5 protein-coding genes are annotated in these 6,236 nt (G+C 67.8%); all 5 read right to left on the bottom strand.

Going from position 1 to position 6,236, the window contains the following annotated elements; translation table 11 throughout:
- The coding region (locus MXD58_RS17600) for a toll/interleukin-1 receptor domain-containing protein (protein WP_250609594.1) at positions 1 to 504 on the bottom strand (504 nt) is incomplete at its 3' end.
- A gap of 92 nt (positions 505 to 596) precedes the next feature.
- Entirely contained in the window at positions 597 to 1,697 is a 1,101-nt protein-coding gene (locus tag MXD58_RS17605; RefSeq protein ID WP_248839369.1) for a hypothetical protein, read from the bottom strand.
- Positions 1,698 to 1,733: 36 nt separating this feature from the next.
- Positions 1,734 to 3,734, bottom strand: a complete 2,001-nt coding sequence (locus MXD58_RS17610; RefSeq protein ID WP_248839368.1) for a hypothetical protein — start codon at positions 3,732 to 3,734, stop codon at positions 1,734 to 1,736.
- Complete coding sequence (locus tag MXD58_RS17615) at positions 3,731 to 4,459, bottom strand: TIR domain-containing protein (protein WP_248839367.1); 729 nt, start codon at positions 4,457 to 4,459, stop codon at positions 3,731 to 3,733. Before MXD58_RS17615 ends, MXD58_RS17610 begins: the two co-directional genes overlap by 4 nt.
- 9 nt (positions 4,460 to 4,468) lie before the next feature.
- Positions 4,469 to 5,791 carry a helix-turn-helix domain-containing protein gene (locus MXD58_RS17620; protein ID WP_250609595.1) on the bottom strand — a complete coding sequence of 441 codons (1,323 nt, stop codon included), beginning with the start codon at positions 5,789 to 5,791 and terminating at the stop codon, positions 4,469 to 4,471.
- Positions 5,792 to 6,236: the final 445 nt, after the last annotated feature.

Below are 6,236 nucleotides of genomic sequence, written 5' to 3' on the forward strand. Positions count from 1 at the left end.
GCCGGGCGGGCGGGCGCCGGGATGCGCCGGCTCGGTCAGGGACCCGCCACGGCGCCCACCGGCCCTCCCGATCTGCTCGAGGAGCCGGCGCCGCGCCGCGTCCGGTGCCAGGCCGGCGAGCTCGATCAGGTTCATGCCGCTCAGCCGGTCATGCAGGTCACACTGCTCGACCCGGACCGGGACCAGCGTCGGCTGGCTGGGATGACCGTGACCGTCGAGCGCAGCGGACAGTGCCAGCCGGTGCGGGCCGGGCCGCTGGTACTCCCGCGTGATGACCGCGATCATCCGATCGGCGTGGGCGAGCCCGGCATCGGCGCTGGCGCCGAGAAGGTCCCCGGGCACCTCGTCCAGGGCCGCGACCAGCACGCTGTAGCCGGCCACCTCCAGGTGCCAGGCAAGCCACTCGCCCCACGGACGGTCAGGCGAGGCATAGGAGATGAAGAAGTCCCACCGCGGTGCGCCAACGCCGCCGGAATCGGAACGTGGCGATGGTTGCCCTGCCACTGCATCTCCCCCCGGGATGCTGCCTCGTGAGCCCATCTTCGCCGGAAGGAACACGCCCTGCACTCGTTTCGCCGCTTTTCGCGACCTGCCGGCTATGCGGGACTCGCCGGCCCGCCCGTGGTGTCGTCGGACGCTTCGTGCGCGCCGGACCCGAAGCCGGTGGGGAATCGACTCAGCTCGTTCGCGAGATCCGCCATCTCGTATTCGCGGAAGAGCGCGACGATCTGGTCGGCAAGAAGCATGCGGATGTCCTCGCCACGGGCAAGGCCGGTAGCGTCGAGAAGCCTGTCGAGGCGATCAGCCGGGGTGTCGGGCCGGCGCGGCACAGGAATGTCGGACAGGCGACGCCACCGGACAGCTGTCCCACTGTCGTCGGCGTCGATGGCAGCATCCACTTCCGGCTCACCGGCAAACACCGGCTCCGGCGAGCTGCCGAGGCGCGCGAACCGGTCGGGCAGGTCGCGATCGTGCACGATGGCGGCGAGGCGGGCCAGGTGTGGCAGCTCGCTGAGCGCGGGATCGACCTTGTGGTCGTTGCGGGCGAAGGACCACGCGACCGTCCTACCGAAGTCCGCCAGCACATCATCGGTGAGCCGCTGTCGCCTGGCCATGTCGCGCTTCCATTCCTGGTCCCACACCGCCTCGTCCTTGCGTAGCTGCGCAAGGCGGCCGAGCCGGGCCTGATCCTCCGGCGGGAGCACTAGGGTGACGCTCTCCGCCATGACCACCAGCCGGCCTGAACCGTCGTGTTCCAGCATGCCCAGCTGTGCGCCGAGCTCGTGCGCCACGAGCGCCGCCTCGATCGCCGGACGATCCTTGGTGATTGCCCAGGCCCGCTGGACGATCGCGTCGCAGGCCGCGCCGGCCTGGTTGCCGCCGGCCTGGTGCGGATCACGCTGCACCCAGCGCACGGTCGCCGAGAACAAGAACTCGTAGTCCTCGGTGGAACTCGGGACTCTGACCTCGCTCAGCCGATGTTCGTGCTGCCTCGCGGGCGGGGGCGGCGGGGGGACAGGACTGGCTGGGATGGGAGCGGACCACGGCACCGTGTTCAGGCTGGGGCTGCCGCGTCTGAACAAGACCAGCACACCGAGGCCGCCGAGGAGAAGGAGCAGCGTTGCTGCCGGCCAGGAGAGCGGACCACTCCACAGGAAAACAATAATGATCAACACGGCTGCGACGAACAGAGCCAAGGCGGCTCCGCGGCGAGAGGGCACAGTGACGACTCCTTACACGGGTTCTCGGTCAGTGCGCCGCATCGCGGCGCGCATCAGGGCAAGCAGTCGAGTCACAACGCGGCTGCGGGCCAGCCGCGCGTCGGTGTCTGCGGAATTCGCCCAGGCGCGCGCCACCTGGTTCAGGCGGCCCTGCACGGCGGCCTGAAGACCGCATGCCTCCGTCAGCAGGCCGAGCAGCAGTTCGCGGCGCTGCTCGGAATCGGCGGCCGCATCGAGCCAGCTCTCGACCCGGCCGCCCCAGATCTTTTGATCTTCGAGCAGGACGTTGCGCCAGCAGACGGCGAGGCGGCGCCGGACGGTCTGCTCATCAAGAAGGGCGTTGGCGAACTGCTCCGGTGTCGCGACGAGGTCTGACGGTGCGCTCAGCTCGAGGAACAGGCCGACATCGGCCTCCCATCGCACCTGGTCGGACCCCTTTCCCAGCTGGAACGTCACGACGAAGCGGTCGAACATCTGCCGCCGCAGGGCCTGGGAGCCGGTTACCAGCTGCAGGAGGGCTGGACGCGCCAGCTCACCGTGGCGTCGGGCGAGATGGTGCAGCCGTACCATCGCCTGCTCCGGATGCTGCGCCGCAATCACCTCCGAGCAGATTGGCACGAGGAGGTTGACCAGGCCCGTGCTCAGGTGCGGGATCGCGGACCATTCGAGGATCTTCCGGCGAAATGCCGCTGCTTCGCCCGAGCGCTGTAGGCCGTGTCTGAGGACGCTGGCGGCGATCCGTGGGCCGGGCGCCTGGCGTCCCTCGCCGGCCCAGGTAGATACTTGTTCCATGAGCAGCGACAAGTCGCCGGGATGGCGGTCGCGCAGGCACAGGTCGGTGATTTTTCTGGCCAGCTCCACCCGGCTGCCATCGTCGAGTTCGGATGACCGCACGACCGCGCAGAGCCAGTTAAAGAGATGCCGGCGAAGGTCGGGCCGGCCGTCCCAGAAATAGGTGCGGATCGCAACGTCGTAGCCGAGGTCGAGAAACCGGACCCGGCGGGACCCATCTACGGTGGCACCGATCGCGGCCAATCGCGCGGTCAGGTCGGCCCGATCCAGCAGTGGTAGTTCAGCGGGCGGGTGCGCCGTCTCCACCAGAATCATCTCGGTCGCCAGGTGAATTTCGTGGACCTTGGCATCCTGCAGGACGGCGACCGAGATCAGCAGTGCCCGTTCGGCTCCGTCCGGTATGCGGGCGAGAAGTCTGCGGACCTCCTCCGACTTGTCCTTCATGGCAGCGGCCGCGAGCCGGCACCAGTCGGCGAGCGCGCTCCCCGGGTCGCCCTGTTCCCACGCGCGGCGGATGAGGGCGGCAAGCTCGGCCACCCGCTGCATGGCGGGACGCTCCCCCAGCTGATCGATCGCAACCTGCAGCGCCTCGACGCCCGACCCGATATCGATCTCGGCGACAGTCAGGTGACGCGCCAGAACAGCCACCGCGGGCGGGGCGACCAGCTCGACCCGGAGTTCTTCGAACTCGGTCCGTAGGCGATGATCCACATCGGGAAGGATCACCACGAGATAGCCGCGACGCTGCCGGACGATCTCGCGAAACGACGACAGATCCGCTTGGACCTGCTCCCAGCGGGAATGCTCCACGGCGGCCAGATCCAACAGCATCTGGTCGCCGCTGCCGACCCGGTCCGCCGAGAGGCGAAACCGGCCGTCCTCGTCATCGGCCAGCAGTTCGTGGAGCAGGCCGGACGGGCGGGCGAGGTCGTGTAGAAGCATCGTGGCCGCAGTGCGTCGCCCGCTGCCGGGCGGCGCGTCAAGCAGCACCGTACGCCGGTCCATCAGTCGGCCCCGGGCACGCCGATGGTTTGACGGGAGTACGAAGTAATCGCAGATCCGAACCAGTTCATCCAGCGCGACGCGACGAGGCGTCCACTTCTCACCTTCGGCCGGAAAAGGTCCGTAATTATGGGTGGAGTAGTGAAGGATCTGACTCCCGCCGCCAATATTGGCCGGACCATGCGATCCCGTTACGGCGATGAAGGTACGGTCGCTCATTCGTCTTCCGACCGGCCGCGGGGCGCTTCAGGGCGCTGGTTCATGTCGCCACGATGTGAGCCAGCCACGTAGTTCACGATTCCGCCGGCGAAGTGCGGCGCGTTGTGCACCTGGGAACCGTTTCCGACATGCACCGGAGCGCTGTTGCCCTTCACGACCGTACCGGCGTCACCGCCAACGGAGCTGCCGAACAACACCGCTGCCTTCGCGTCACCAATGGTGGGACCGGGCCCGCTTTCCGGGTCAGGTTCCGGCCCTCCATCGTCGTCGGAGCACAGGTGCGGCACCAGTCTGCACAGCTCGTCGGCAAGCGTTCTCAAGTCACGTTCGAAATTGTGCTCGTCGAGGCGGTGGGACTGGCTCGTGGCGAACCAGCGCAGCACCTTGGGCAGGTCGGAGGGGCGCAGCCGGTCGGTCTTCCGTCCGTCCAGTACGGCGATGACCTGGTTCTGGTTCTGGTACGACTCGAGAATTTCTTTGCGGACCCAGTCGCTGGGATCCTTCAGCGCCGGGGCATCGACCCAGTCCGGACCGACAACGGCCAGCAGAACGGCGCACCGCCGCGCGTTCGCGAGCAGCGTCTCGTCGAACTGCCGGCCGAGCGGGATCGACGTCGAGGCGAGAAAAATCCGATCATGGCCGAACCGACCCCGCAGATATATCGCGATCGCGCGGGCGGTCTTGTCACCGTCACCGGTCCTGTAGTTGACGAAAACGTCGGGCATGAGCCCTCCTTATGGATGCACGCCGTCCAACAGCACGCTCAGCTCTGGGCCGAGTGCCTGGACGGACCTGTTGCGGGGATGTCGGCCGAGGGTGCGGGCGAGCTGGCGCAGGTCGGCGATGACGGTCGCGGAGCTCACGGTCAGCAGGTCGGGCAGCAGATCTCGCACGAGTGCGCAGGCGTGATCGATCTGACCGGCCGTTGCGTGGGCCCGGGCGCGACGGGTCCCGTATCGCGCCTGGGTACGGCGCGCATGCGCAGGGATGCGTGCCGTCTCGCGGTCCAGGACATCCGCCGCCTCCCCAGGCCTGCCGAGGTCGAGAAGGCACCACCCGGTGATCATCGACGCGGGGTCGATGAGATGCGTCGAGCCGACAACGGGTGCACCGTCATCGACCGCCGCGGCAGCGAACAGGTCCCGGGCGTCGTCCAGACAGCGCAGACTGGACGCGTGGTCACCGTTGATCGCATGTCCCTGGGCCTCACGCTGGGCCGCCAGGCCCCGGATGCGGGGCGGAAGCGCCGCACTGCGTGCCTGCCGTGCAAGCGCGACGGTCTCGTCGCCCTTCCCTCGGTACAGGGTCACCAGCGCGTGCCGAACGCTTGCGTAGGCGGCGAGACTCTCGTCGCCGCCCGCGGCGGCGAGGTCGACGGCACGCCTCGTCCACCACAGGGCCGCCGAGTCATCACCCGACTCCTGGGTAAGCCAGCCAACATATTCCGCGTACCGCGAGCCAAGTCGAAGAATCTCCGGTCGCTGCCGTGAACCGGCCTGTACTGCCAACTCGCGCAAGGTGTAGGTCTGCGCGATGAGAGCAGGGAGCAGGAAGCCTGGAGCAACCGACTGGCCGATCTTCCGATAGGCATCGAAGAGTTCACGGAACGCCTCGAGAGCTGGCGCCGCGTCCGTATCGGACTCCGCGCCGACGGTGATCGGCTGCCGAATACCCGAGCCGATCGCGGAAGCCAGGCCAGCCGCCACCAGCTCGCGTCTGTCCATGGGCTTGAACCAGCTTCCCTCAGCTGAGGACAGCTGCATGTGCCACACCTCCCACTCCCGATCGCTGCGATCGACGGGCATCTCCCAGCTGGGTTCGGCTGCCGTGTCTGACAGCAGTGCAACCAGAACACCGCCCGTGCGCAGCGCCGCGTCGCACAGCCCAGCCAGCTCCCTGTTCGGCGTTTTCCGCCCGCGCTCGATCTTGCTGAGATGCCCCTTGCTGTAATGAACGGCGGCAGCGAGATCAGTAAGTGTGCGGCCTGCTGCGAGCCGCTGCCTCCGAAGTTCTCGCCCGAAGTCCGCGTTTCTGTCGGTCACGATTTCCCCCTGCACTGTCCAGGCAGCCGGCTTTCCGCCCGGTCAGTGGAGTCTCCCGCAGATCAAGTGTCGCAGCCGTACGCCGCGGAAAACACCGACGCGAAGGGTTTCCCGTTTCCTCTTGTCGGAGCTAATACTCCGTTTCGCGCGTGCCGGCCTGACGAGGGGGACGAGGGGGACGAGCAATCCTCGCGGTGCAGGACGGCCAGGTACTTCACCAGCTCCAGGCGGTCAACGGGCAACGAGTGGGGCCGTCGACGTCGACCAGGAGACCTCAAGGCCGGAGCCCGCCGAACGCGATCGGGACGAGCCTGTCCGGCGTTCGGTGATGCGTGGGCTGGAGCGCGAGGAGTACTCCGCCGGACATCGCCACCTGCGACCGGGGATAATGCCCCGTGGAGTGGTGTAGATCGGTTCGCGTTCCGCTCTGCGTCTTTCGCTATTATGCGGCCTGAATATC

The sequence above is a fragment of the Frankia sp. AgKG'84/4 genome (genome assembly GCF_023242965.2).
Classification (GTDB): domain Bacteria; phylum Actinomycetota; class Actinomycetes; order Frankiales; family Frankiaceae; genus Frankia.